This is a genomic window from Mesorhizobium sp. M2A.F.Ca.ET.046.03.2.1 (assembly GCF_003952425.1).
Classification (GTDB): domain Bacteria; phylum Pseudomonadota; class Alphaproteobacteria; order Rhizobiales; family Rhizobiaceae; genus Mesorhizobium.
Window position 1 is genome coordinate 6,034,446 of record NZ_CP034449.1, and the last position, 23,709, is coordinate 6,058,154.

Genomic DNA, 23,709 nt, shown 5'->3' on the forward strand with positions numbered 1-23,709 from the left:
ACAAGCTGCGCCGCGCTCTGTTCACAAGCCCGCGCGAAGCGCCTGCGACACTACTGGCGCCATTTCCTGACGGGCCGCTCTTTACCTGACGCGGCACTGCCTCTAAAACCGCGCCGCTGCCGGACGCCTCCGGCTAACCCTCTGCATGCAGCAACGCATCCTGCGACATGCATTTCACCACCCGCGCTCGTTTGCGGGACTGGATAGGAGAATCCTGATGCCGAATTCCGTTTCCCTGACATTTCCCGATGGTTCGATCCGCGAGTATGACGCGGCGCTGACCGGCGCTGGCCTTGCCGAGTCGATCTCAAAGTCGCTGGCCAAGAAGGCTGTCGCCTATAGCCTCGACGGCACCGTGCGCGATCTTTCCGATCCGCTCGGCACGTCGGGCAAGGTCGAGATCATCACCCGCGAGGATCCGCGCGCGCTGGAACTCATCCGACACGATGCGGCGCATGTGCTGGCCGAGGCCGTGCAGGAGCTGTGGCCGGGAACGCAGGTGACGATCGGGCCGGTGATCGAGAACGGGTTCTACTACGACTTCGCGCGCAACGAGCCGTTCACGCCGGACGATTTCCCGGCGATCGAGAAGAAGATGCGCGAGATCATCCAGCGCAACAAGCCGTTCACCAGGGAGGTGTGGTCGCGCGAAAAGGCGAAGAAGGTCTTCGCCGAGAAGGGCGAGCGCTACAAGCTCGAGCTGATCGACGCCATCCCTGAGGACCAGGACCTCAAGATCTACGCTCAGGGCGACTGGTTCGACCTCTGCCGCGGTCCGCACATGGCTTCGACCGGGCAGATCGGCAACGCCTTCAAGCTGATGAAGGTGGCTGGCGCATATTGGCGCGGCGATTCCAACAACCCGATGCTGACGCGCATCTACGGCACCGCTTGGGCCGACCAGGCGCAGCTCGACGCCTACCAGACGCTGTTGGAAGAGGCCGAGAAGCGCGATCACCGCAAGCTCGGGCGCGAGATGGACCTGTTCCATTTCCAGGAAGAGGGGCCTGGCGTCGTCTTCTGGCACGCCAAGGGCTGGAAGATGGTGCAGAACCTGATCAACTACATGCGCCGCCGCCTCGACGAGCACGGCTATCAGGAAGTCAACGCGCCGCAGGTGCTCGACAAGAGCCTGTGGGAGACGTCGGGACATTGGGGCTGGTATCGCGACGCGATGTTCAAGGTGACCGTCGCCGGCGACGACACCGATGACGACCGCGTCTTCGCGCTGAAGCCGATGAACTGTCCGGGACATGTGCAGATCTTCAAGCATGGGTTGAAGTCCTACCGGGAACTGCCCGTGAAACTTGCTGAGTTCGGCAATGTGCATCGCTACGAGCCGTCCGGCGCGCTGCATGGGCTGATGCGGGTGCGCGGCTTCACGCAGGACGACGCGCATATCTTCTGCACGGAGGAGCAGCTGGCCGCCGAGTGCCTGCGCATCAACGACCTGATCCTGTCGACCTATGCCGATTTCGGCTTCGACGAGGTCAGCGTGAAGCTGTCGACGCGGCCGGACAAGCGCGTCGGCACCGACGAGGCCTGGGACCATGCCGAGGCGATCATGAGCAATGTGCTGGAGACGATCCGCACGCGCTCCGGAAACCGCATCAAGACCTCGATCAATCCGGGCGAGGGCGCCTTCTACGGGCCGAAATTCGAATATGTGCTGAAGGACGCCATCGGTCGCGAATGGCAATGCGGCACCACGCAGGTCGACTTCAACCTGCCGGAACGCTTCGGCGCCTTCTATATCGGCTCGGATTCGGAGAAGAAGCAGCCGGTGATGGTGCATCGCGCCGTCTGCGGCTCGATGGAGCGGTTCCTCGGCATCCTGATCGAGAACTATTCCGGCCATTTCCCGCTATGGTTCGCGCCGCTCCAGGTGGTGGTGGCGACGATCACCTCGGATGCGGACGAATATGCCTTGAAAGTCGTCGACCGGTTGAAGGCCGCAGGGCTGCTCGCCGAAGCCGACCTTCGCAACGAGAAGATCAACTACAAGGTGCGCGAGCATTCGCTCGCCAAGGTGCCGGTCATCCTCGTCTGCGGCAAGCGCGAGGCGGAAGAAGAAACCGTCAATGTCCGCCGGCTGGGCTCCCGCGACCAGGAATCGCTGAAGCTCGAGGACGCGGTCAAGGCTCTCGCCGACGAGGCGGTCTCGCCGGATCGCAAGCGTCGCGCGGCGGCCTGATACACCAGCACTTTCTAAAATGGCGGTGGCCGGTCCACCGCTATTTTCATATGCCTGTCACGCCAGCCGTGTAACGAGCCGCCATGCTCAAATTGAAACCGCGGGAAAGACGTTTTCCCGAGCTCTCCTATGCCAACCCGCATCAGCCGGTGCTGACGCGCTGGTTCATCCATTCGGTCGAGGGTTTGTCCGGCCGCGACCGTTTTGCCGCGCTTTATGACTTCTGGCGCAGGCAAGTGGTGCCGACCGGCGACCGCGTGTTCAGCCGTATGCTGGAACTGATCGACGTCAAGGTCCGCAACGCCGTGCAATGGCCGCCGGCGGCGCTGCCGGACACGCCGCTGGTCATCGTCGCCAACCATCCCTTCGGCATCGGCGACGGCATTGCCGTGCTTTCGCTGGTCGAGCAGCTCGGCCGGCCTTTCCGGGTCATGATCCACAAGGATCTGCTCAGGATCCGCGAGATGGAGCCCTATTCGCTGCCCATCGATTTTTCCGAAACGAAGGAAGCGCTGAAGAACAACATGGCTGTGCGTCATGAGGCGGTGCGTCTGCTGAAGGAAGGCGTCACCATCGTCGTCTTCCCGGCCGGCGGTGTCGCCACGGCGCCCAAGGGTTTCGGCCGCGCCATCGACCTGCCGTGGAAGATGTTCCCGGCCAAGCTCGTCCAGGACGCCAAGGCCTCGGTTATCCCGATGCATTTTTCCGGCCAGAACGGCCGTCTGTTCCATCTCGTCAGCGGCCCGATGAACATGGCCGAGCGCGACAACCGCGTGGCGAAGTTCATCGGCAAGGCGTCGCTGACGCTGCGCACCTCCTTGCTCATCCGCGAGTTCGCGCGGCTGTCGGGCAAGGCGATCGAGGTGCGCATCGGTGATGTGCTGAGATGGAGCGACCTCGAGCCGCTGCGCGACCGCAAGGCACTGCTCGATCGGCTCTATCGCGCGGTGTTCGACCTGTCGACGCCCTCCGTGCAACGCACCCGCGTGCCTTTCCTGCCGAGGCGGATGCGCAAGGCGGCCTGACAGCTCAGATGTATCAGTCCGCGCCTTCCTCGGGATCGATGGCGGACGACTCGTTGGCCACGACCTCGATCTCCTGGTTCTGGCCGGCCACGACGGTGAAATCCTTCTGGTAGATGCGGTCGCGGTTCTTGGCGATGATGGTGTACTGGCCTTCGGCCAGCACCATCGAGGCGAAGGCTCCGACGGCTTCCTTGATCGGGTCGCCGCTCTCGTTGAGCAGCGACCAGGACGTGTCGGCGATGGCTTCGCCGCCGGGCTCGCGCACCAGCTTCATCGTCATCTCGGCCGCCCGGTGCTCGACGGTTGCCTCGGTCAGCTTGCCGGCCTCGACGCGGATATCGGAGCGGATCACGGCGTTGACCGCGCCATAGGTGGAGACGACGTGGTAGGTGCCGGCGTTCAGCCGCACCACAGTGTTCGGCGCCACGTCGGGGGCGATCAGCGCCCGGTCGCCATTGGCGGCGGGATGGTCTTCATAGATCGAGAAGCGCAGTTTCTTCGACTGGATTGGGGCGCCGCCCGATGTCACTGCGTCGAGCTTGAGGCCGCCGGCGTCGAGCACCAGGCTTTCGTGCCTGGCCGCCTTGCCGACGGTGATGCGCTTGGTGGCGCCGGCGCGTCCATAGGAGGCGTGGACCAGATAGCTGCCGGGGTCGAGCTGGAACACGGCCGTGCCGCCATGAGCTGAGGCCACCATCGGAAGCTTGCCGTCGCTTGACGGCTGCGGCTTGAACACCCGCCAGACAATGCCGCGGGTGATGTCGGCGCCCTTGTCGGTCAGTTGCGCCGACAGGGTGATGGCGCCGCCATTGCCGAGCGCCAGCGGTGCTCCTGTCTTCGGCGTCGCGTAGCTCGAAATGCCCGGAAGCTTGAGGTCGCCGACATCGTTGGCGTTCTGGGCCAGCGCGAAGGAAACCGGCACCGCGAACAACGCAGCGACGAGCGCGATCACCAAAAGGCGCAGGGTCCCCTCAAACATGCCTTGCGTTGAAGCCCAAGGCGGTGGCAATTTCAAGGCTTAAGAGTTCGAGGCCTTGCGCCGACGGCTCTTTATCCGGCGCAAAACGCCACTGCCCGAGCCGCCCGACCTCCCGATGGCGCGCTTCAGCTCAAAATTGAATACTATAGAATGCTTAGGAGACTTGCGCCCATGGCGTCGCCGATCATCGACTTCCTGCTCACCCGCAATTCCGCGCCGATCCCGGACCTCAAGGAGCCGGCGCCGAGCGATGCCGAGATCGCGACGATGATGGCGGCTGCCTCGCGGGTTCCCGATCATGGCCGGCTCGAGCCCTGGCGCTTCATCCTCTACCGCGGCGAGGCGCGTGTCGAGATCGGCAAGAAGCTGGCTGCACTTGCCGAGCAGCGCGAGGGGCCGTTGCCGGAGGGCAGGCGCAACCAGGAACTGGCGCGCTTCTCGCGCGCGCCGCTGGTGATCGGCGTCGTGTCGGTGCCGAAGGAGAACCCGAAGATCCCGCAATGGGAGATGTTCCTGTCGGGCGGCATGGCGGCCATGAACCTGATGATCGCGGCGAACGCACTGGGCTACGGCACCAACATGATCAGCAACTGGTACTCCGATGTGCCGGAGGGCAGGGCGATCCTCGGGCTCTCGCCGCAGGAGCGCGTTATCGGCTTCGTCCATATCGGCTCCTATCAGGGGCCGGCGCCGGAGCGGCCGCGGCCAGATCCAGCCAAGCTCTATGACGACTACACCGGTCCCTGGGCGGGGTGAGCGGCCTAAGGCCGCCGCGAAGGAGCGTGGGCCAGTTCACGGTCCTTCGATGCGCCCGCCGACGACAGGATTGGAACGACGCGCTGTCATGACGGCGCGCACATAGCCGGGCTCACCGATCCGGATGCTGCCGTCCGGCAGTCCCAGGATGCGGTCGAGCGCGATCTCGTAGAGCCTGACACGCCTTTCCAGGGCCTCGATCGCGATGTCCATGTCGGCATCGCTGCCGCCGGCGAACGCCTTGGCGATCACGTCGTGCGTGGCCATGCCGAACTGCATGACGATATCGGCAACGCCCTCGGGATCGAAAGTCCGGAATGTTCCGTCTTCGACGCCTTGGCGGATGATCTCCACCAGGATCGGCGAGAAGGACTTGCTCGCCGCCAGGTTGATGCGGTGGAACAGCACCAGGTTTTCCGGCCGGAACATTGTCTCGAACAGCGCCCATGCTTCCGCCGCGGTCTCAACCTTGGCCTGGCGCGACTGCGCGAGGAGCGCGTTCAGGCGCCCGAGCGGATCGAGGCCCGGATCGTCGAGGATCTTCTGGACACCGGCCAGCGCCTGCCTGGCGAAACGCTCCGCCAATGCCTCCAGCAGCGTCTCCTTGGAGGCGAAGTAGTGATAGAAGGCGCCTTTCGAGACGCCGGCGGCCGCGATGACGTCGTTGAGGCTCGCTTTGTCGTAGCCATGCGTCAGGAACAGGGCCTGGGCATGGTCCAGCAGTTCTTCGCGCCTGATTTCCGGATGCTTGATGATGCGAGGCATGGCGAAACCTTGTGCATGCGGCGGCCGTTCTCGTCCAGAGTGCCGGGTGTGCCTTGAGTTATAGACCGTCGGTCGGTATAATAGACCACCAGTCGGAATCGGTAAATCGCGACGGGCGGCATGTCATGGAAGGTTGGTCATGATCACGAGATTGGTTGTGCAGACATTCGTATGGTTCGGTGTGATGGGCGCGCTGATGTTCGTGTCCGCAGGAACGCTGCACTGGTGGGGAGCCTGGGTGTACATAGTCGTGATGGTCGGACTGAGCCTTACCATGGGCGTGGCGCTCGCCCGGCGCGATCCAGGCCTGATGAACGAACGCCTCCGCCCGCCGATCCAGAAGACCCAGGCAGCCGCCGACAAGATAGTGCTGAGCATATTGCTCATCGGCATTTTCGCATGGCTGGCCCTGATGGGGCTCGACTTCCGTTTCGGCTGGTCGGCAGCTCCTGTCTGGGTGCAGGCGGTCGGCATGTTGGTCCTGCTCGTCGGCATCTGGATCTGCTATCTCACGATGCTGGAAAACAGTTTCGCGGCGCCTGTCGTGAAGATCCAGGACGAGCGTGGGCAGAAGGTGATCACAACTGGTCCATACGGCTATGTACGCCACCCCATGTATGCGGGTGCTATCCTCTATTTCGCCGGCACGGCGCTGGTGCTTGGCTCCTGGTGGGGCCTGGCATTGGTGCTCGTCTTCATCATCCTGCTCGCCATCCGCACCTTCATCGAGGAAAAGACGTTGCGGACCGGCCTGCGGGGATACGACGATTACGCCGCGCGCGTCCGCTACAAGCTGATCCCGATGGTCTGGTAATCTCAGGCGCCCGACGCCTTGGCGCGGGCCAGCAAACGCTCGGCTAGGCGCAGATGCGGCCGGTCATACATCTTGCCGTCGATGCCGACGACGCCCGGGTTTCCCGCCGCCGCGAAGGCGTCGACGATCGCCTGCGATCGCGCGACCGCTTCGGCGGAGGGCGTGAAGGCCGCGTTGATGACCGGCACCTGCGCCGGATGGATCGCCATCTTGCCGGTGAAGCCGTCGCGCTCGGCCCCGCGGCATTCCTTCTCGAAGGCGGCCATGTCGCGGAAATCGGGAAAGACGGTGTCGATGGCGGCGATTTCGGCCGCTCCCGCCGCCAGGATGGTCATGCTGCGCGCCAGGCGGAACACGTCGGTGTAGCGGCCGTCCTCGTCGCGGGCCGCCCGCGCGCCGATCGCGGCAGACAAGTCCTCCGCGCCCCAGGTTAGGCCGGCGAGCCGCGCGCTTGCCTCGGCATAGCTTGCCGCCGCAAGCACGCCGGACGCGGTTTCGGTGATGATCGGCAGGATTCTTATGGCGCCATCCGGCAGCCCGTTTTCAGCCTCATGCACCCGAAGCTTTGCTGCGAGCTGCTGGACATCCTGCCCGCTGTTCGACTTGGGCAGCATGATGCCGTCAGGCTTTGCCGGCACGAGGGCCGCGAGGTCGTCGTCGGTGAGTCCGGTGGACAGGTCGTTGACCCGCACATAGACGGCGGGACCCGTCCGGCGCCTTTGGTTCGAGATGAAGCCGGCCGCGGTCCCGCGCGCCGCCCCCTTGTTCGCGCCGGCGACGGAATCCTCGAGGTCGACGATAACCACGTCGGCGCCGGCCTCGAATCCCTTTTCCAGCTTGCGCTCGGAATCGCCGGGCACGAACAGCAACGAGCGCATCAGACCGCCTTCTTCAGCATCATCGCCTGCCTTGTGCATTTGGCGACAAGAACGTCATTCTGGTTGTAGGCGCGATGCTCGAACTCGACGATGCCGCGATCGGGTTTCGACTTGGAATCGCGCACGGAGACGACTGTCGTCTCGACCCGGATGGTGTCGCCGTGGAAGACGGGGTGCGGGAACACCGTTTCCTTCATGCCGAGATTGGCGACCGTTGTGCCGACCGTGATGTCGTTCACCGAAATGCCGATCATCAGGCCCAGCGTGAACAGGGAGTTGACCAACGGCTTGCCCCACTCGGTCTTCGCGGCGAAGTCGAAATCAATGTGCAAAGGCTGCGGGTTGAGCGTCATCACCGAAAACAACATGTTGTCGCTCTCGGTCACAGTTTTCCGCAGCGTGTGGTGGAAGACGTGGCCGACGACAAACTCTTCCAGATAAAGCCCGGCCATGATCGATCTCCCGCAATTCCATCGCTTGATAGGCGTTGGCTGCGTCTCCATCAAGCCGGTTAAGAAATATGGTGAACCGTTCGTAAACCATTTCCAGCCTACCGTTCACAACGGGGCCGGGGACATTCCGGCAAGGGCGTAGCTGGTCGGCATGGTTGTTTCGCACTTTCTAAAATGGATTGATACGGCAAGGGTTTCCGAGCGCGCCGCCGCCGCGAGCGCGCTGGCGCGAGCCTATATCAATTCCGATCTGCCGTTCGAGGATCGCTGCGCCGCCGAGGCGGCGCTCACGCTGCTTCTGGACGACGCTTCCGCCAAGGTGCGCCTGGCGCTCGCCGAGGCGCTGTCGATGAGCCATCACGCGCCGCCGCAGGTGATCAGCGCCCTGGCCGCCGACCAGCCGGAAGTGGCGGCGCTGGTGTTGGCGCGTTCGCCGCTGCTTACCGATGCCGATCTTGTCGAGCGCGTCGCCTGCGGCCACAAGGCGACGCAGACGCTGATCGCCAACCGTCCGGTGGTCTCGATGTCGCTGGCGGCCGCAATCGCCGAGATCGGCGAGCCGGAGGCCTGCGCGGCTCTGGTCGGGAACAGCGGCGCGGAGATCGCTTCGCTCAGCTTCCGCCGCATGGCTGAGCGGCATGGCCACGTGCCGTTGGTGCGCGAGACGCTGATCGCAGATCGGCGCCTGCCGGCCGACTGCCGCTATATGCTGCTGGTCAAGCTCGGCGAGATCCTGAAAGGATCGCCGCTGGTGCTGGCGATGATGGGGGCGGCGCGCGCCGATCGCGTCATGCGCGATGCCTGCGTGAAGGCCTCGGTGACGCTGATCGAGGGAACGCGCATGGAAGAGCATGCCGCGCTGATCGAGCATCTAAGGCTGCGCGGCGACCTCACCGCCAGCTTCATCATCCGTACCATCGCGCATGGCAAGGTCGACTTCTTCGGTTCGACGCTGGTAGCGCTTGCCCGACAGTCCGAGCAGCGGGTGACGGCGCTTCTGGCCGGCGGGCACGACGTGGCGCTGCAGGCGCTGTTCCGCAGCGCCGGACTTGCGCCGGCGACGCATGGCACCATCCTGCGCGCGCTGAAAGTCTGGCGCGAGGTCGCCAACGGCCGGCGTGTCGCCGGCGTGCAGGAAGTGAGCTGGCTGATGCTGAAGGAACTCGGCGGCCAATCGGCCGAGGGCGATCTTGCCGGACTGGTGAAGTCGATCCATCTCGACGCGCTGCGCGAAAACGCGCGCGGGCACGCGCTGGCGATTGCCGCGGCCTAGCGCTTATCGGGTCTCAGCTGAGCTCCTGGGCAAGTCCGACAAGAAGCCCTTCAGGCCCACGGATGTAGCAGAGCCGATAAATGTCCTTGTAGCGGACCACCTCGCCAACGAGCTCGGCACCGTGCTTGCGGAGCCCCTCCAGCGTGTCGTCGATGTCGTCCACGGCGAACATGACGCGAAGATAGCCCAGGGCGTTCACCGGGGCATTGCGGTGATCCGCCACGATCGACGGCCTGAGGAAGCGGGACAGTTCCAGCCGGCTGTGGCCGTCCGGCGTTCGCATCATGGCGATCTCGACATGCTGGTCGCCCAGTCCGGTGACACGTCCGGCCCATTCCCCATCGATCGTGGCACGCCCTTCGAGTTCAAGGCCGAGCTCGCGAAAGAAATCAACCGTCGCATCGAGGTCCTCGACGACGATACCGATGTTGTCCATTCGTTTGAGCGCCATCTGTCCACCTAAGTACCGACCAGTCTGATAAGGAACCTTTCGGATCCGGTCCGACCTGAAACGCGACATGTCCCTTTGTTCAGGCACGACCCTTTGCAAAGAAATCCGGATAGTCTTCCATCGCCGCGGCAATGATGCGCAGCGAGGCGGCGATCCGCAGCATTTCGAGCCGATCGCTGCGTTCGCCAATGCTGGCCGCATATTGCCTTGCCACCGCGATGGTCGCGGTCTGCGGCTCGCCCGGCCGACGGAACAACAATTCGCGCGCCAGGCCGCGCAGAAAATTGCCGATGGATTCGACTGTCTCGCGCGGCACGGCGGAATTCAGTTGCGCATGGCGTAGCCGCAGCACCTCCAGCCCGACGGTGACGGCGGCGATGCTGCCGCCGAGAATGGGGTCGCCCCTGCGGCCCGTTCGCTGCACCTGCGGCATCAACTGGTTGATCCTGTCATAGGCGAGGCTTTCGAAAGCCGAACGCCGAGGTATCCGCTCATGCAGGCAAAGCCGCGCCAGATCCTCGCGCATCGCTTGCGAGATACGCTCCACGGTGACCCAAGGGTCGGCAGGCAGCACGACGATGAAGACGCCGATGGCGATCAGGATGCCGACCAGGATCGAGGCCGAGCCCGCAAAGAACGGCCCGGCATCATAGGTCATCTGCTGATGCGGGCTGAGGAAGGCGAGGAAGTTGATGGCGAAAGCGGTGGCGACGCCGACATGGCGTGGATTGGCCATGCCGAGCGCCGCAGGCACCAGGATCGGCACGACGAAGAGCGTGAACCAGCCGAAGCCGGGCAGCGCCGGCAGCGCGACCTGCCCGACCAGAAAGGCAAAGGGCAGCGCAATCAGGGTGCCGGTGAAGAAGCCCCAGGCCGACTGCACGGGATCGGGACGCGTCGCGAACAGGCTAGAGACCACCGCGACGAGGATGACGGTGCCGGCCGCTTCCGACCATTTGGTCGTCAGCCAGAAGACGGCAACGAGCAGCGTCGCGAGCGCGGCGCGCACGGCGTTGCGCCACGCGGCCTGATAGTCGCGGTGGACGACCAGCGCCGGCTGGCTTCGCTCATTCGATTTCCGGGAGACGGGCGAGCGAAGCGCATCGAGGCCGGCCAACACCTGTTTCAGCGCTTCGGCAAAATCACCGGCAATGGTGAGGCGAGTGATGGTGCCCACCTTGTCCTCGGCGGCAGTGTTTGCACCGGCATCGTCGGGCAGGGCCGGCACCTCTCTGGCCTTGCTCGCGATCGCATCGAGCCGCGCCACCCACGGGCCCGTGTCGTCGAGGGCGCCGGGTGTCGCCCCCAGCTCGCCGACAAAGGCTTTCAAGTCGCGTCGCATCGGGATGAGCGCCGCATTCTTCGGCGCGCGGTGGCTGTGCAGCGTGCGCGCCGCCGACAGGGCCCACAGAAGCTGGCCGATGGTGCGCCGCACCGGGTGGGCGCGGGGGGCGAAGCTCGGCGCTTCCAGCCGCGCGTAGGTGCGCATTTCTGCGAGCGTCTGGGCGTCGGTGATCAACTTGCGCTGGAGCGCGGCAAGGCTTGCCGGATCGCCGTCGGAAAAGGCGCCGCCGGCATATTCGGCGAGGTCGAGGATGCTGCGCTTCAGCCTGGAAATGATGGCGTCGGCCGCGAGCTTGGGCAGGATCAGCCGGCTGGTGACGCCGGCGCAGACGATGCCAAGCACGATCTCGGCGCAGCGTGCGATAGCGAGATCGACAACGACAATCGGTTGACCGAGCGCCGGCAGGCTGATGATCATCACCGTGTAGCCGGCAAGCGCCGCGCCATAGGCTTCCGGGTTGCGCAACAGCGATGATACGAACGTGCAGATGCCGACCCAGAGCGCCAGAAAAGTGATCAGCAGCCAGGGATTGGTACCGCACAGGGATGTTATGCCGATAGCGGCCAGGCCGCCGGCCAGCGTGCCGAGCAGCCGGTAGAAGCCCTTCGCCAGCACCATTCCAGCCACCGGCTGGGCGACGATGAACACAGTCATCATCGCCCATTGCGGATGGTCGAGCTTCAACGCGTAGGCGGCAAGCAGCGCGATCAGCCCGGCCGAAACCGTGCGCAAGGCAAAGATCCAGTCCGAACGGGTCGGCCGCGTCAGACCGCTTAACGATGTCTCGACAAGCTCTCTCAGACGCGTCCAGGTCACATTCGTCTCCGTACAGGAGCCTTTATGGACCCTTCCGCGATCAGATATCCAGCACGTCCGTCTCGGCGAATTCGGCGCGCTCCTGGATGAAGCGGAAACGCGCTTCGGGCTTGGTGCCCATCAGCGCGTCAACGGCATCCTTGGTGGCCTGCTCGGCGTCGATCACGTCGACCCGCAGAAGGGTGCGCTTCTTCGGATCCATCGTGGTCTCCTTGAGCTGCGAGGCCATCATCTCGCCCAGGCCCTTGAAGCGGCCGATCTCGACCTTGCCGCGTCCGGTGAATTCGGTGCGCAGCAGTTCGTCCTTATGCGCGTCGTCGCGGGCGTAGCCGACCTTGCCGCCCTGCCGGATCGAATAGAGCGGCGGCACGGCCATGTAGAGATGGCCGCCGCGGATCAGGTTCGGCATCTCCTGATAGAAGAAGGTGATCAACAGGGAAGCAATATGCGCGCCGTCGACGTCGGCGTCGGTCATGATGATCACGCGGTCGTAGCGCAGGTCCTCGTCGCGGTACTTCGAGCGCGTGCCGCAGCCGAGCGCCTGGATGAGGTCGGAGATCTGCTGGTTGGCGGCAAGCTTGTCGTTGCCGGCGCTGGCGACGTTGAGGATCTTGCCGCGCAGCGGCAGCACCGCCTGGCTGGCGCGGTCGCGCGCCTGCTTGGCCGAGCCGCCGGCCGAGTCGCCCTCGACGATGAAGATCTCGGCGCCGGCGGCCGCATTTTGCGTGCAATCGGCGAGCTTGCCCGGAAGGCGCAGCTTGCGCACCGCGCTCTTGCGCGAGACTTCCTTTTCCTGGCGGCGGCGCACACGCTCGTCGGCGCGCGCGATGACCCATTCGAGAAGCTTCGAGGCTTCCTGCGGATTGTCGGCAAGCCAATGGTCGAATGGGTCGCGGATGGCGTTTTCGACGATGCGCATCGCCTCGATGGTCGCCAGCCTGTCCTTGGTCTGGCCGACGAATTCCGGCTCGCGGATGAACACCGACAGCATGCCGGCGGCCGAGATCATCACGTCCTCGGTGGTGATGATAGAGGCGCGCTTGTTGCCGATCAGGTCGGCATAGGCGCGCAGTCCGCGCGCCAGCACATTGCGGAAGCCGGCCTCATGCGTGCCGCCTTCGGGAGTTGGAATCGTATTGCAGTAGGAGTTGAGGAACCCGTCGCCGCCGAACCAGGTCACCGCCCATTCCAGCGAACCGTGGCCACCCTGCTTGTCGCTCTTGCCGGCAAAAACCTCGCGCGTGACCTGGAACTCGTCGCCCAGCGTCGCCTTGAGATAGTCCTTCAGGCCGCCGGGGAAATGAAACTCGGCCTTGGCCGGCGTCTGGTCCTTCTCCTTGATCAGCGACGGATCGCAGGTCCAGCGGATCTCGACGCCGCCGAACAGATAGGCCTTCGAGCGCGCCATGCGATAAAGCCGCGCCGGCTCGAAGGCCGCGCCCTTGCCGAAGATCTGCTCGTCGGGGTGGAAGCGGGTCCTCGTGCCGCGGCGGTTATGAACCTCGCCCAGATGCTCGAGGCCGCTGACCGGGACGCCGCGGGAAAAACGCTGACGGTAGAGCTGACGGCCGCGCGCGACCTCGACCTCGAGGTGGTCGGACAGCGCGTTGACGACCGAAACACCGACGCCGTGCAGGCCGCCGGAGGTCTCATAGACCTTGGAGTCGAACTTGCCGCCCGAATGCAGCGTCGTCATGATGACTTCGAGCGCCGGCTTCTTGAATTTCGGATGCGGATCGACCGGGATGCCGCGGCCATTGTCGGTGACGGTCAGGAAGCCGTCGGCGGAAAGCTCGACGTCGATGAAGGTGGCGTGGCCGGCCACCGCCTCGTCCATCGAATTGTCGATGACCTCGGCGAACAGGTGGTGCATCGCCTTGTCGTCGGTGCCGCCGATATACATGCCCGGACGGCGCCGCACCGGCTCGAGACCCTCCAGCACCTCGATATCGGCGGCGCTGTAGCTTTCGCTGCCGTCGCGGGCGGCGGTCGAGCGCTTCGCGGCCTGCACCAGCGGATCGGCGGGGCGCGAGGGCGCGCGCACCGGCTGTGCCTGCTTTTCCATCTTGCCGAAGAGATCGTTGCTGTCGTCCATGCTGGGCCTAGCGTCCGGTAATGCGAATCACGGCTCGATACTGCCACGCTTTTGGCGGGCGAACGAGTTCCTGTTCCGTTCAGGGATCAAACTGTCTCTTATTCCAAAACCATTCGATAACCAAGCCGGCCGAAATAGGGCGATCGGCGGGTCACGGGATTCCTGATTCTTTAACATTAACGCCTAGCGTGAGGCCCAAACCAACAAAAGACCACGGGCGTCAGGGGTTTCGTTGTGCGGGGCAGGGCCATAACCATGATCGGTATCGCAGCCGTCTTCGGCGCGATCTCGATCTTTGCGGCGGATTTTTGGGTCAAGAGCCAGGCAAAGGCTCAGTCCGAGATCAAGGTGGTCACGGTCGAAGCTCCGCAGCAGCCCAAGGTCGAATTCAAGACCATCGTGGTGGCTCAAGCGCCGCTGCGCTATGGAATGGAGCTCGGACGGCCACAACTCGCCGAGATCCCGTGGCCGCAGGATTCGCTGCCGCAAGGCGCTTTCCCGACGATCGACAAGTTGCTTGCCGACGGCAGCCGCGTGGTGCTGTCGCCGATCGAGGTCAACGAACCGGTGCTGCTCACCAAACTGTCGGGACCGAACGGTCGCGCCACGCTTTCCAACATACTGTCGCCGGGCATGCGGGCCGTCACCATCCGCACCGACGAAATTGCCGGTGTCGGCGGCTTCGTCACGCCGGGAGACCGGGTCGACGTCGTCCTGACGCGCGATGCGGGAGACATCCAGGAAGTATCCAAGAACGCGCAAGGGGCGGCCGGCTCGACGGTCACCTCCGAGATTGTGGTCTCCGACGCCAAAGTGCTTTCGGTCGGGCAGGGCGCCGACGAACGCAAGACCGAGCCGCAGGTCGCCAATTCAGTGACCATCGAGGTGACCAACGAAGGGGCGCAGAAAGTGGCGCTCGCCCGCACCGTCGGCACTTTGTCGCTGTCGTTGCGGTCCGCGGCTGACGCCAGTGCCAGCAAAGGCGGGCTTACGACGATCTCTTCCTTCGGCGGCTCGGTTGCCGCAAACGCCGAGGCAAGTGCGGCCTCGCTCGTCAATGCGGTGACGAAGGACCAGGACGAGCCGAAATTCAGGACGGTGATCGTGACGCGCGGCGAGAAAGTCGAAGAATACAAGGTTCCTTCACGGGAACCGCCGCAGGAACTGCAGCAATAGCCGGTGGGGATCGGCGGGGACGGGCAAGATGTTCGGGTTTGATGCATTTCGGACGACCGGGGGATGGCGTCTTCTCGGCGCGATCGCGCTGGCGGTGTCGCTGGCTGTGGTAGGCTTCGCCGCGCCGGCAAGGGCGGACAATGACGTCGTCTATGTCTCGGCGAACCAGAACGCCTCGATCAAGGTCGCCAAGGGCAAGCCGAAGACGATCATGACGAGCGCGGCCTTCTACCAGATCGTCATCGGCGATCCGGAGATCGCCAACGTCAACCCGCTGACCGACAAGTCCTTCTATGTGCTGGGCAACAATCTCGGCACCACCGGTATCGCCCTGTTCGACCAGACCAAGCAGCTTGTCGGCACCATCGACATCGAGGTGACGCTGGACACCGACCAACTGGCCAGCACCATCCGCGCCAGCGTGCCCGACGCCAAGATCAAGGTCGGTTCGGCAAACGGCCGCGTCGTGTTGTCGGGCGAGGCCGAGGATGCGGTCGCCGCCGACAAGGCCAGCAAGATCGCCTCGCGCTTTTCCGGTAATGAGGAAGTCATCAATTCGGTCAACATCTCGTCCTCGCAGCAGGTACAGCTCAATGTCCGCTTCGTCGAGATCAACCGCCAGGCCGGCCAGGATCTCGGCGCCAAATACGCGGCCAATTTCGCTTATGGCATCGGCAACCGCAAAGTCGTGCTTAACCCGGACGGGGGAGATGTGCCGGCTGCCGGAACGGGCGAGATCATCGGCAGCCTGCTGTCGAACGGCTTGTCGATCGACATCGCCATCAAGGCGCTGGAGGAACGCGGCCTGGCGCGGCGGCTCGCGGAGCCGAATCTGATTGCCCGCTCTGGCCAGACGGCGAGCTTCCTTGCCGGCGGCGAGTTCCCGATCCCGGTTTCCGAAGACAACGGCAAGATCAGCGTCACCTACAAGAAGTACGGCGTCGGCCTCGATTTCACGCCGACGGTGCTGAAGGACGGGCTCCTGAGCCTCGACATCGCGCCGGAAGTGTCGTCGATCGACCCGTCCGCTTCCATCCAGGTCAGCAGCGGCATTTCCATTCCAGCCTTCATCGTGCGCCGCGCCAGGACGTCGGTCGACCTCAAGAACGGCCAGAGCTTCATGATCGCCGGCCTTCTGCAGTCGCAGAACGACATCACGACATCGCGGGTGCCGGGGATCGGCAAGCTGCCGGTGCTCGGTCCGCTGTTCTCCTCGAAATCTTATCAGCGGCGCGAGACCGATCTGGTCATCATCGTCACGCCGTACCTGGTCAAGCCGGTCGATCCCTCGAAGAAGATGGTCGAGCCGACCGACGGCACCCGGCCGGCAAGTGCCGCCGACTATTTCCTCAACAACACCGAGGAGGCCGACGCCTCGGCGCCGAAGCGTCCGCTGGCGCTGGCCGATGGCAGCACCGCCCGCTCCGTATCCGGCACGTCCGGCCACTTCCTCGACCTGCCGAAGGACTAAGGCCATGCGCATCGCCCTTTGGACTGTTCTCTTGCTCACTGGCCTCGCCGGCGGCTGCACCAGCGACGACTATGTGCGCACCGAAGGGGTGACGCCGGGGGTCGGCAACGCGCAGGCATCCAACACCGCCATGCAGATGGTCGATCCGTGGAAGTACGGCGTCCAGAACACAAGGCTTCTCGTGCCGGCTCAACGTCCGGGTTCCGAGACTGTCGCCGTTGGCGCGAAAGCCGGCGCCGCGTCCGCGCCGACAACATCATCAACGACATCGAATTGATCGGCCGACAACGATGGCATCTGCTACCAAGACCAAGAAGATCCTGCTCGTTTCCACCGACAGGGCGTTCGTGCAGGACACTCGGACGGCTTTTGCGACCTCCGAGGTCATCGAGCTCCTGACGGTGGAAAAGAGCATCAACGAGCTGCGCGGCGAAGCCCTCGAAACCGATTTCGGCACCGTCATCGTCGACATGGACGCGGCCAAGCTCGAGGAGATCGAGTCGCTGCAGCGCGTCATGCGCCGGCTGGAAGGCAGCGTTCCCGTGGTCGTCGTCACCCAGGAATTCAACGCGGCGGCGGTGCGCATCCTCGTGCAGCTCAAGGTCGCCGACTTCCTGGTCAAGCCGATCACCACGGCAGACCTGGTGCGCTCGGTCATCCGGGCGTTGCAGGGGCCGGGGCGGGAAGAGAACACCGAATCGCACATCTATACCTTCATGCCGGCCGCCGGCGGCGTCGGCACCACCACGCTCGCGCTGCAGACGGCTTTCCAGCTGCATCATTCGGTGACGCGCGGCGCTTCGACATGCGTGGTCGATCTGAATTTCCAGCAGGGCGCCTGCGCCGAATATCTCGACCTTGAGCCGCGCTTCGACATCACGGAAATCGAGAACCAGCCGGAGCGCCTCGACCGGCAACTGCTCGATGTGATGCTGTCGAAACATGCGAGTGGCCTGTGCGTGCTCGCGGCGCCGACACGTCCCTCGGACATGCGCTCCTTCAAGACCGATGTGGTGGTTCGGATGCTCGATCTCGTGGCGGCTTACTTCGACAATGTCGTCATCGACATGCCGCGCACCTGGTTCCCCTGGACCGAGACGGTGCTCTTGGGTTCCAACAAGCTCTACATCGTCGCCGAGATGACGGTGCCTTGCCTGCGCCACACGCAGCGCCTTATCCAGGCCGTCTATGAGACCGCAGGCAAGGAAGTGAAGCCCAACGTCATCGTCAACCGCTTCGAACAGAAGATGTTCGACAGCGGCATCAAGCAGGCCGATGTCCAAGAGATACTCGGCGAGCATTTCGTCGGCGGCATCTCCAACAATTACCGGCTGGTGCGCGAGGCCGTCGACCGCGGCGTGCCGCTGCACGCCATCGACCCCAACGCCAATGTCGTCAACGACCTGAAGAAGATCATCCTGCCGGAGGAGGCCGTCCAGACCACGGTCAAGTCGAAATCGCTGTTCGGCCTCGGCAAAGGCCTGCTGAAGAGGAAGGCCGGATGAACACTCGCTTTTCCAACCTGCAGAACCGCGACACTCGTCCGCAGCGAGCGCCGGAGCCCGCGCCTATGGTGCACAATGCGGTGATCATCCCGACGACCCGCAAGCCGGCACCGCCGAAGCCGGAGGCCGCGCCGGCAAAAAGCGCCAACAAGGTGCTCGATGCGCGCGTGCGCATCCACCGCATGCTGCTCGAGGAGATCAACCTCGTGGCGCTCGAGCGGCTGCCCAAGGATGAAATGCGACGGCAGGTGCATGAATTCGTCTCGGAAAAGACGCGCGAGGAGCGGATGGCGATCAACATCGCCGAGCTCGATGCGCTGGTCGACGACATCGTCGACGAGATGGTCGGCCTCGGCCCGCTGGAGCCGTTGCTCAAGGACCCTGAGATCAACGATATCCTGATCAATGGCCACCAGAACTGCTTCGTCGAAAAGCGCGGCAAGCTGCAGCAGGTCCACATCCCATTCAAGGATGAGGCGCATCTGCTTCGAATCATTAACAAAATAGTCGCGGCTGTCGGCCGCCGCGTCGATGAATCACAGCCGATGGTCGACGCCCGCATGCTCGACGGCTCGCGCTTCAACGCGGCGATCCGCCCGGTCGGCGTCGACGGCCCGCTGGTGTCGATCCGCAAATTTTCCAAGAACAAGCTCGGCCTGCACAAGCTGGTCGAGTTCGGCGCCATCACCCAGAACATGGCCGAAGTGCTGGCGGCGGCGGTGCACGCCCGCAAGACCACGATCATCTCCGGCGGCACCGGCACCGGCAAGACGACGATGCTCAATGCGCTGTCGGCCTTCATCCCGGAAGACGAGCGCCTGATCACCATCGAGGACGCGGCCGAGCTGCAATTGCAGCAGCCGCATGTCGCGCGCATGGAAACGCGCCCGGCCAACATCGAGGGCCATGGCGAACTGAAGCAGCGCGACCTGGTCAAGAACGCGCTGCGCATGCGCCCCGACCGCGTCATCCTCGGCGAGTGCCGCGGCGAGGAAGCCTTCGACATGCTGCAGGCGATGAACACCGGTCATGAAGGCTCGATGGCGACCATCCATGCCAACACGCCGCGCGACGCGATCTCGCGTCTGGAACAGATGCTCGGCATGACCGGCATGCCGATGACGGTGCAGTCGATCCGCAGCCAGATCGCCAGCGCGCTCGACATCATCGTGCAGCTGACGCGCCTTTCCGACGGCAAGCGCAAGGTGACCAGCGTCGCCGAGGTAACCGGCATGGAAGGCGATGTCATCCAGATGCAGGAGATATTCCGCTTCGTGCGCACCGGCATGGAGGCGGACGGCAAGATCCTCGGCCACTTCGAGGCGACCGGCATCCGCCCGCGCTTCCTCGAGGACCTGCGCAACATGGGCATCGAATTCCCGGGCAAGTATTTTGAACCCGGCCGGCCGCAGGACTAGGCCGGTGTTCGAGGGATTCAGCCCGATCTACGTCGTATACGCCGCGGCGGCGCTCACCGGCATCATGATCGCCGAGGGCCTTTACCTGCTCTATGCCGGGCGCAGCGACAAGCGCACGGCAATCAACCGCCGCATGAAGCTCGCCGAGAACAAGATCAGCCAGGAGCAGGTGCTGATCCAACTGCGCAAGGAGCGCGGGATCGACGGCCGCAGTTCCGTCTTTTCCCTCGACCGTTTCCGCGTCCTGCGCACGCAGTCCGGCATGACCACGCCGTTGCCGAAGTTCCTGATGATCACATCGGGGATCGCTTTCGCACTGGCGCTTCTCACGATCTGGAAGGGCTTGCCGCTTCTGTTCGGCCTGATCCTGTTTCTCATACTGCTGCCGGTGCTGCCGGTGATGGCGATGCGCTTCATGCGCAAGCGCCGGCACAAGCGGTTCGGGATACAGTTGCCCGAGGCGCTGGAACTGATCACGCGTGGCCTCAAGGCGGGCCATCCGGTGCCGGTGGCGATCGCCATGGTGGCGCGCGAAATGGCCGATCCGATCGGCACCGAGTTCGGCGTCGTCGCCGACGAGGTCACCTACGGCTCGGACCTTGTGTCGGCGCTGAACAATCTATTCGACCGGGTAGGCCACGAGGACCTGCCGCTGTTCGTCACGGCGGTGTCGATCCAGAGCAGTTCGGGCGGCAATCTGCGCGAGATCCTCGACGGCCTGTCCGCGACAATCCGCGAGCGCGGCAAGCTGCGCCGCAAGGTGCGCGCCATTTCGACCGAAGGCCGCATGTCTGCCTACATCCTGACCGCAGTGCCGGCGCTTCTGTTCACCGCCATCATGGTGCTGATGCCGCAATTCTACCAGGATGTCTGGGGCGAGCCGAAGACCTGGTACATGCTGAGCGGGGCGATCTTCTGGCTGCTGCTCGGCAACGCCATCATGTTCAAGATGTCGAATTTCAGGTTCTGAAATGGAAGACGTCATCCGCTTTCTCGCCTCGCTCGCGCCGACGTCGCTGATGCCGGTTGCCGTGCTGCTGCTGGTGCTTGGCGGCGGTGCCGTTGCCTGGCCGCTTGTGCTCGCCAAGGGCGATCGCGGCGAGGTCAAGCGCCGGCTGAAGGTCGAGGTGGTGCAGCCGGCCGAGCAGGTGGACGCTGCGCCCAAGAAGAGCACCAGCGCCGTGCGCGAGAAGGCGGTGAAACGGGCGCAGGAGTTCTATGCCAAGAGCGACCCGGAAAATGTCGCGCGGCTGCGCATGAAGCTCATCCAGGCCGGCTATATGGAGCCGCGCGCCGTCGGCATGTTCTTCCTGATCCGCTTCGCCACCATGATCGGCGCGGCGTTGGGCGCGTTCCTGATCAACCACTGGGCGGCCAGCGCCGAGTCGACCATGACCAGCCGCTGGACCTTCATCATCCTGTCGGGCGCCGGCGGCTATTTCCTGCCGGGCCTGGTGCTGACGCAGAAGGTTCGGGAGAAGATGCGCGAATACCGCAACGGCTTTCCCGATTTCATGGATCTGATGATCGTCTGCTCCGATGCCGGCATGAGCATGGAGGCCGGCATCGAGCGGGTCTCCAAGGAGCTTGCCAGGACCTATCCGTCGCTCAGCCAGAACCTGATCCTGGTGTCGCTGGAGCTGCGGGCCGGGCGCAGTCTCGACGACGCGCTGAAGGCGCTCGCCGACCGTCTCAGCCTGGACGAGGTGCGCTCCTTCGCGACGCTGCTGCAGCAATCCAAGGAGCTCGGCACCAGCCTATCGGGCTCGCTGCGCGTCTTCTCCGACGAAATGCGGCATAAGCGCATGTCGCTGGCGGAGGAGAAGGCGCATGCCTTGCCGGCCAAGATGTCGGTGCCGGTGACGGTCTGCATCCTGCCGGTGGTGCTGATGATCGCCATTATTCCGATCATTGTGAAGCTGACGGCGCATCACTGAGGTATGCTGATATTCGGGTGAGGCCGGCCTGCGAATAGCGACTTTCTGCGCTCCCGGTGCTCACGTACTTCAAGTACGCTCCGCTCCGGTTCTCGAAAGCCATTATTCTCGACACGGCCTGACCCGAATCTCAGCATACCTCAACCATCGCTGGTCTGCTGGTTAACGCATCCTTGGCGGGGAACCAAAATTTAGCTGCATTTCGGCACCGAAGCTTAATCGCTCTCCTGTATCGTCTTTTCGTGAAGAACGACCCGGCAAATCGGGCGATGGGGCAGGGGCATGCGTCAGAGACTTCCCACGGCAGCGGTGGCATTGACGGCCGCCTTGATGATCACCGGCTGCACGACGAGCAACACCAGCAACAGTGTCGACACGACCAAGACCACCGCGATCCAGCCGGTGGCCAAGGATGTCAGCGCCAACGACCTCGTCGAAGGCAAGGCCCAGTTCCGCGAGGCGAATTTCGGCCTGGCCGAACAGCATTTCCGCAAGGCGGTCGAGCTCAGATCCGACAATGCCGAAGCCTGGATGGGGCTTGCCGCTTCCTATGACGAGCTCGGCCGTTTCGACTTCGCCGACCGCGCCTATGCGCAGTTGCTGAAGGTTGCCGGCCGCAAGCCGCAGATCGTCAACAATATGGGTTATTCGCAGCTCCTGCGCGGCAACAAGAAGAAGGCGCGCGCGCTGCTGCTCGAGGCCAAGGCCGGCATGGCCGACCAGACGGTGGTCAACGCCAATCTGGCACTTCTGAACAAGAGCTAGAGCCTTATCGGGCTTGGCTTAAATGGTTCCGCCCGAATTCCTCGGCCGCCGGCCGAACGCCGTTTCAGCGAAACGCGACAAGTTCCACCCGTTACAATTTTCGTTTGTCGATTGGCGAAATCAAAGCGACAGGGTTGAATTTCCGGCTGGCGGACGCACGCCTGTCAACCGGCTTACCAGGTGTACAACGTCGGGCGAATATCGTTTTTCGCGGGGATCGCCTCGCGCTGGTGAAAAAGAACTGTTTCAATATAAACCAACAATTTCTAGTCTTCGCTTCTGCTGGATGCAGTAGTGGATGCTTTGTAAACCTTGTCGGAAGGTTGGGTCGAAAGGTTAGCTGAAAACGGTATCAGTGGGCCGCCGTTAACCTAGAATGCAGCGTCACTGACCACTCCCAAGAGGCGGCGGCTCAACAATGTTGGATTTTAGTTCGCTCCTGCTCGCGGCGGCGTTGTCGGGTACGTGCCTCAGCATCACCATGCTTGCGATCTGGCTCACCGCTCCGCGGGCGCCCTTCGTGCTGACGGTGGCGTGCGGCATCCTTGTGCTTGTCGCGCATGTCGTTCTGTTCTGGCAATACACCAAGGAGCCCAACCCTTGGCTCTGCCAGGCAGTGCTGGTGCTGCTCAGCCTGGGTTTCCTCATCATCTGCCTGTCGGCGATGCAATATCTGGGCGTCGGCAACCATGGTAGCGTTGTTCTGCCGACATTGGCAGCCATGGCCGCCGGCGCCGTCTTCACCTATCTCGGATTCGACGGCATCGGTTTCCTCATCACCTATTCGGCCGTCACGGCGCTGCTCGCGGCGATCGGAACGATGTTCTGGATGAAGGGCGATCACGACCGCAGGATCCTGCTCGTCGTCTCGTTCCTGAGCGGAGCCTGCGGCTTGTCCTTCGCGCTGTGCGGCCTGGTGTTGCTGGTGCAAGGGCAATGGGTTCTCGGTGCTGCGCCCGACAACTGGGCGGAGCGGTTGAACACCGTCGTCGCGGTTGCCTGCATGACCGGCCTCGGGGCGCTGACGCTTTCGCTGCATCATCTGCAAGCGCAGATCGAGCTCAAGGCCGAGACCATGACCGATCCGTTGACCGGCCTGATGAACCGCAGGGCGCTCAACGAACTCTACGGCGATCGCAGCTTTGGTCCGTTCATGGCGATCGCGATGTTCGATCTTGACCATTTCAAGACGACCAACGATGTCTTCGGCCATCCCGTCGGCGACAAGGTCCTTTGCCGCTTCGCGGCGGTGATCAAGAAATATGGCAGGACAGGGGTCGACGCCTTCCGGCTCGGCGGCGAGGAGTTCGCGATCGTCATGTCGCGGATCACGCCTGAAAAGGCGCATGACATGGCAAGCCGCATCGGCGTCGCCTTCGGCACCGAGATCGTCGCGACGCATCGCGGTCCGCTGCGCAGCAGCGTCAGCGGCGGCATGGGATTTGGCGCAGCTAGTGGCCGGACCCTGGACGAGGTGCTGGCCGAAGCGGACGCCGCGCTCTATGCCGCCAAGCGCGCCGGGCGGAACCGCGTTATCGCCCAACGAGAACAGGGCCAGCCCGATAGCGGGCCGGCCCAGAAAACCGCCTGAACG

The 23,709-nt window shown here is 63.9% G+C and carries 21 protein-coding genes; 14 read left to right on the plus strand and 7 right to left on the minus strand.

Annotated elements, in window-relative coordinates:
* Nucleotides 1-217: 217 nt before the first annotated feature.
* Together thrS and EJ072_RS28715 are read left to right on the plus strand one after the other, a co-directional pair.
* The gene (thrS, locus tag EJ072_RS28710; RefSeq protein ID WP_126082346.1) at nucleotides 218-2,194 is read left to right on the plus strand and encodes a threonine--tRNA ligase; all 1,977 of its coding nucleotides are present in this window, start codon (nucleotides 218-220) and stop codon (nucleotides 2,192-2,194) included.
* An 83-nt stretch (nucleotides 2,195-2,277) separates the two neighbouring features.
* Nucleotides 2,278-3,219: a lysophospholipid acyltransferase family protein gene (locus tag EJ072_RS28715; protein ID WP_126082347.1), complete on the plus strand. Its 942-nt coding sequence runs from the start codon at nucleotides 2,278-2,280 to the stop codon at nucleotides 3,217-3,219.
* Nucleotides 3,220-3,232: 13 nt separating this feature from the next.
* Here the strand turns inward: EJ072_RS28715 and EJ072_RS28720 are convergent, their stop codons facing one another.
* Nucleotides 3,233-4,198 (minus strand): hypothetical protein, encoded by a 966-nt coding sequence (locus EJ072_RS28720; RefSeq protein ID WP_126082348.1) that lies wholly within the window; start codon nucleotides 4,196-4,198, stop codon nucleotides 3,233-3,235.
* A gap of 171 nt (nucleotides 4,199-4,369) precedes the next feature.
* Here EJ072_RS28720 and EJ072_RS28725 point away from each other — a divergent pair, with 171 nt between their 5' ends.
* Nucleotides 4,370-4,954, plus strand: coding sequence for a nitroreductase (locus tag EJ072_RS28725; RefSeq protein WP_126082349.1), 585 nt, complete (start codon nucleotides 4,370-4,372; stop codon nucleotides 4,952-4,954).
* A 36-nt stretch (nucleotides 4,955-4,990) separates the two neighbouring features.
* Here EJ072_RS28725 and EJ072_RS28730 read toward each other — a convergent pair whose 3' ends face one another.
* Nucleotides 4,991-5,719, minus strand: coding sequence for a TetR/AcrR family transcriptional regulator (locus EJ072_RS28730; RefSeq protein ID WP_126082350.1), 729 nt, complete (start codon nucleotides 5,717-5,719; stop codon nucleotides 4,991-4,993).
* Between the two features lie 139 nt (nucleotides 5,720-5,858).
* On the opposite strand from EJ072_RS28730, the gene EJ072_RS28735 reads away from it, so the two are divergent.
* The gene (locus EJ072_RS28735) at nucleotides 5,859-6,533 is read left to right on the plus strand and encodes an isoprenylcysteine carboxylmethyltransferase family protein (protein ID WP_126082351.1); all 675 of its coding nucleotides are present in this window, start codon (nucleotides 5,859-5,861) and stop codon (nucleotides 6,531-6,533) included.
* 2 nt (nucleotides 6,534-6,535) lie between these two features.
* Here EJ072_RS28735 and EJ072_RS28740 read toward each other — a convergent pair whose 3' ends face one another.
* Together EJ072_RS28740 and EJ072_RS28745 are read right to left on the minus strand one after the other, a co-directional pair.
* Nucleotides 6,536-7,411 (minus strand): CoA ester lyase, encoded by an 876-nt coding sequence (locus EJ072_RS28740; protein WP_126082352.1) that lies wholly within the window; start codon nucleotides 7,409-7,411, stop codon nucleotides 6,536-6,538.
* On the minus strand, nucleotides 7,411-7,863 hold the full coding sequence (locus tag EJ072_RS28745) for a MaoC family dehydratase (RefSeq protein ID WP_126082353.1): 453 nt from the start codon (nucleotides 7,861-7,863) through the stop codon (nucleotides 7,411-7,413). Before EJ072_RS28745 ends, EJ072_RS28740 begins: the two co-directional genes overlap by 1 nt.
* Nucleotides 7,864-8,014: 151 nt before the next feature.
* Here EJ072_RS28745 and EJ072_RS28750 point away from each other — a divergent pair, with 151 nt between their 5' ends.
* Nucleotides 8,015-9,136: a DUF2336 domain-containing protein gene (locus tag EJ072_RS28750; protein WP_126082354.1), complete on the plus strand. Its 1,122-nt coding sequence runs from the start codon at nucleotides 8,015-8,017 to the stop codon at nucleotides 9,134-9,136.
* Between the two features lie 13 nt (nucleotides 9,137-9,149).
* On the opposite strand, the gene EJ072_RS28755 is transcribed toward EJ072_RS28750, so the two are convergent.
* The 3 genes from EJ072_RS28755 to parE all read right to left on the minus strand — a co-directional run bounded on the left by EJ072_RS28755 (nucleotide 9,150) and on the right by parE (nucleotide 13,843).
* On the minus strand, nucleotides 9,150-9,587 hold the full coding sequence (locus tag EJ072_RS28755; RefSeq protein ID WP_126082355.1) for a VOC family protein: 438 nt from the start codon (nucleotides 9,585-9,587) through the stop codon (nucleotides 9,150-9,152).
* A gap of 79 nt (nucleotides 9,588-9,666) precedes the next feature.
* The gene (locus EJ072_RS28760) at nucleotides 9,667-11,748 is read right to left on the minus strand and encodes an FUSC family protein (protein WP_126082356.1); all 2,082 of its coding nucleotides are present in this window, start codon (nucleotides 11,746-11,748) and stop codon (nucleotides 9,667-9,669) included.
* A 40-nt stretch (nucleotides 11,749-11,788) separates the two neighbouring features.
* Nucleotides 11,789-13,843: a DNA topoisomerase IV subunit B gene (parE, locus tag EJ072_RS28765; protein ID WP_042644243.1), complete on the minus strand. Its 2,055-nt coding sequence runs from the start codon at nucleotides 13,841-13,843 to the stop codon at nucleotides 11,789-11,791.
* Nucleotides 13,844-14,098: 255 nt separating this feature from the next.
* On the opposite strand from parE, the gene cpaB reads away from it, so the two are divergent.
* The 9 genes from cpaB (at nucleotide 14,099) to EJ072_RS28810 (ending at nucleotide 23,706) form a co-directional block, all read left to right on the plus strand.
* Entirely contained in the window at nucleotides 14,099-15,019 is a 921-nt protein-coding gene (gene cpaB / locus EJ072_RS28770) for a Flp pilus assembly protein CpaB (RefSeq protein ID WP_126082357.1), read from the plus strand.
* Nucleotides 15,020-15,047: 28 nt separating this feature from the next.
* Complete coding sequence (locus EJ072_RS28775; RefSeq protein ID WP_126082358.1) at nucleotides 15,048-16,490, plus strand: type II and III secretion system protein family protein; 1,443 nt, start codon at nucleotides 15,048-15,050, stop codon at nucleotides 16,488-16,490.
* Between the two features lie 4 nt (nucleotides 16,491-16,494).
* Nucleotides 16,495-16,767, plus strand: coding sequence for a hypothetical protein (locus EJ072_RS28780; RefSeq protein WP_126082359.1), 273 nt, complete (start codon nucleotides 16,495-16,497; stop codon nucleotides 16,765-16,767).
* A gap of 13 nt (nucleotides 16,768-16,780) precedes the next feature.
* Nucleotides 16,781-17,995, plus strand: a complete 1,215-nt coding sequence (locus EJ072_RS28785) for a response regulator/pilus assembly protein (RefSeq protein WP_126082360.1) — start codon at nucleotides 16,781-16,783, stop codon at nucleotides 17,993-17,995.
* A complete protein-coding gene (locus tag EJ072_RS28790; protein ID WP_126082361.1) occupies nucleotides 17,992-19,413 on the plus strand; it encodes a CpaF family protein in 1,422 nt (473 codons plus the stop codon). The genes EJ072_RS28785 and EJ072_RS28790 overlap by 4 nt, the downstream gene beginning before the upstream one ends.
* Nucleotides 19,414-19,417: 4 nt before the next feature.
* A complete protein-coding gene (locus tag EJ072_RS28795; protein WP_126082362.1) occupies nucleotides 19,418-20,383 on the plus strand; it encodes a type II secretion system F family protein in 966 nt (321 codons plus the stop codon).
* Nucleotide 20,384: 1 nt separating this feature from the next.
* Nucleotides 20,385-21,350, plus strand: coding sequence for a type II secretion system F family protein (locus tag EJ072_RS28800; protein ID WP_126082363.1), 966 nt, complete (start codon nucleotides 20,385-20,387; stop codon nucleotides 21,348-21,350).
* A 282-nt stretch (nucleotides 21,351-21,632) separates the two neighbouring features.
* On the plus strand, nucleotides 21,633-22,115 hold the full coding sequence (locus tag EJ072_RS28805; protein ID WP_126082364.1) for a hypothetical protein: 483 nt from the start codon (nucleotides 21,633-21,635) through the stop codon (nucleotides 22,113-22,115).
* Nucleotides 22,116-22,533: 418 nt separating this feature from the next.
* Nucleotides 22,534-23,706, plus strand: a complete 1,173-nt coding sequence (locus tag EJ072_RS28810) for a GGDEF domain-containing protein (RefSeq protein ID WP_126082365.1) — start codon at nucleotides 22,534-22,536, stop codon at nucleotides 23,704-23,706.
* The last annotated feature ends 3 nt before the right edge of the window (nucleotides 23,707-23,709 follow it).

What these genes read in the sequence shown, in the direction of transcription:
- thrS (WP_126082346.1), top strand. Translation starts at nt 218, where the DNA reads ATGCCGAATTCCGTTTCCCTGACATTTCCCGATGGTTCGATCCGCGAG.
- EJ072_RS28715 (WP_126082347.1), top strand. Translation starts at nt 2,278, where the DNA reads ATGCTCAAATTGAAACCGCGGGAAAGACGTTTTCCCGAGCTCTCCTAT.
- EJ072_RS28720 (WP_126082348.1), bottom strand. Translation starts at nt 4,198, where the DNA reads ATGTTTGAGGGGACCCTGCGCCTTTTGGTGATCGCGCTCGTCGCTGCG.
- EJ072_RS28725 (WP_126082349.1), top strand. Translation starts at nt 4,370, where the DNA reads ATGGCGTCGCCGATCATCGACTTCCTGCTCACCCGCAATTCCGCGCCG.
- EJ072_RS28730 (WP_126082350.1), bottom strand. Translation starts at nt 5,719, where the DNA reads ATGCCTCGCATCATCAAGCATCCGGAAATCAGGCGCGAAGAACTGCTG.
- EJ072_RS28735 (WP_126082351.1), top strand. Translation starts at nt 5,859, where the DNA reads ATGATCACGAGATTGGTTGTGCAGACATTCGTATGGTTCGGTGTGATG.
- EJ072_RS28740 (WP_126082352.1), bottom strand. Translation starts at nt 7,411, where the DNA reads ATGCGCTCGTTGCTGTTCGTGCCCGGCGATTCCGAGCGCAAGCTGGAA.
- EJ072_RS28745 (WP_126082353.1), bottom strand. Translation starts at nt 7,863, where the DNA reads ATGGCCGGGCTTTATCTGGAAGAGTTTGTCGTCGGCCACGTCTTCCAC.
- EJ072_RS28750 (WP_126082354.1), top strand. Translation starts at nt 8,015, where the DNA reads ATGGTTGTTTCGCACTTTCTAAAATGGATTGATACGGCAAGGGTTTCC.
- EJ072_RS28755 (WP_126082355.1), bottom strand. Translation starts at nt 9,587, where the DNA reads ATGGCGCTCAAACGAATGGACAACATCGGTATCGTCGTCGAGGACCTC.
- parE (WP_042644243.1), bottom strand. Translation starts at nt 13,843, where the DNA reads ATGGACGACAGCAACGATCTCTTCGGCAAGATGGAAAAGCAGGCACAG.
- cpaB (WP_126082357.1), top strand. Translation starts at nt 14,099, where the DNA reads ATGATCGGTATCGCAGCCGTCTTCGGCGCGATCTCGATCTTTGCGGCG.
- EJ072_RS28775 (WP_126082358.1), top strand. Translation starts at nt 15,048, where the DNA reads ATGTTCGGGTTTGATGCATTTCGGACGACCGGGGGATGGCGTCTTCTC.
- EJ072_RS28780 (WP_126082359.1), top strand. Translation starts at nt 16,495, where the DNA reads ATGCGCATCGCCCTTTGGACTGTTCTCTTGCTCACTGGCCTCGCCGGC.
- EJ072_RS28785 (WP_126082360.1), top strand. Translation starts at nt 16,781, where the DNA reads ATGGCATCTGCTACCAAGACCAAGAAGATCCTGCTCGTTTCCACCGAC.
- EJ072_RS28790 (WP_126082361.1), top strand. Translation starts at nt 17,992, where the DNA reads ATGAACACTCGCTTTTCCAACCTGCAGAACCGCGACACTCGTCCGCAG.
- EJ072_RS28800 (WP_126082363.1), top strand. Translation starts at nt 20,385, where the DNA reads ATGGAAGACGTCATCCGCTTTCTCGCCTCGCTCGCGCCGACGTCGCTG.
- EJ072_RS28805 (WP_126082364.1), top strand. Translation starts at nt 21,633, where the DNA reads ATGCGTCAGAGACTTCCCACGGCAGCGGTGGCATTGACGGCCGCCTTG.
- EJ072_RS28810 (WP_126082365.1), top strand. Translation starts at nt 22,534, where the DNA reads ATGTTGGATTTTAGTTCGCTCCTGCTCGCGGCGGCGTTGTCGGGTACG.